At 34.8% G+C, this 821-nt stretch carries 2 protein-coding genes; both read left to right on the forward strand.

Annotated elements, in window-relative coordinates:
* Window positions 1–192, forward strand: a 192-nt coding sequence (locus N1032_RS24575; protein ID WP_259543139.1) for a hypothetical protein, incomplete at its 5' end; no start/stop codon positions are given.
* Between the two features lie 16 nt (window positions 193–208).
* On the forward strand, window positions 209–802 hold the full coding sequence (locus N1032_RS24580) for a hypothetical protein (protein ID WP_259543141.1): 594 nt from the start codon (window positions 209–211) through the stop codon (window positions 800–802).
* The last annotated feature ends 19 nt before the right edge of the window (window positions 803–821 follow it).

The raw sequence follows: 821 nt of genomic DNA on the forward strand, positions 1-821 counted from the left end.
GAATATATTGAATCTTTGATTCAACAAGACAAATTAAACTTTGACCAAATCTTGAATTCAACAGAGGACGATATGGACGAGTTGGCTCTTGCTATTGGTGAAATTGCAGGGCTTACCATTGCAATGAGATTAAACGACGAGTTTCTAGGAAAACTCAAAAATTCAAAATTCCTCAAAGTTACAACCTCATAAGAAAGGTGGGCGAAACGTGAGAATTAAACATAAAAATCATATTTCGCCAACCTTACTTAAACGACTTGAAACCCTCATTAAAGTAACAACACCAATCAAAAAGCCGGGAACTAAAAAATCAAAAGATAGTTACTATACGCTTGCTTGTTCATTCGATATTGAAACTTCAAGTGTAATGATTGACGGGCAACGTCAAGCTTTTATGTATTGTTGGACTTTCCAAATTGAAGATTTGAAAATAAGTGGCAGAAAATGGGAAGAATTTTTAAAGCTGATTGACCTAATCAAAGAAACTTTAGAACCTCAGTCAAGACTTGTCATTTATGCTCACAACCTACCATTTGAATTCTCTTTCTTTAGTAGCTTTTTCACTTGGTCAAAAGTTATGGCTCATGACCAAAACCACATTTTCTATGGTAAAACGGATAATATAGAATTCCGTTGTTCTTTTGCTCTCTCATGCCTTTCACTTGCAGGAGTGGGAAAATCTCTAGGACTTCCTAAAATGCTTGGAGATTTAGATTATAGCAAAATTAGACACCACGATACGACTTTAACTGATAAAGAATGGGGATATGCTTTCCGTGACGTTGAAATTGTTGTAAAATAAATCCGAAAAGTGATTGACA

It is taken from the genome of Herbiconiux daphne (assembly GCF_024979295.1).
Lineage (GTDB): Bacteria > Actinomycetota > Actinomycetes > Actinomycetales > Microbacteriaceae > Herbiconiux > Herbiconiux daphnes.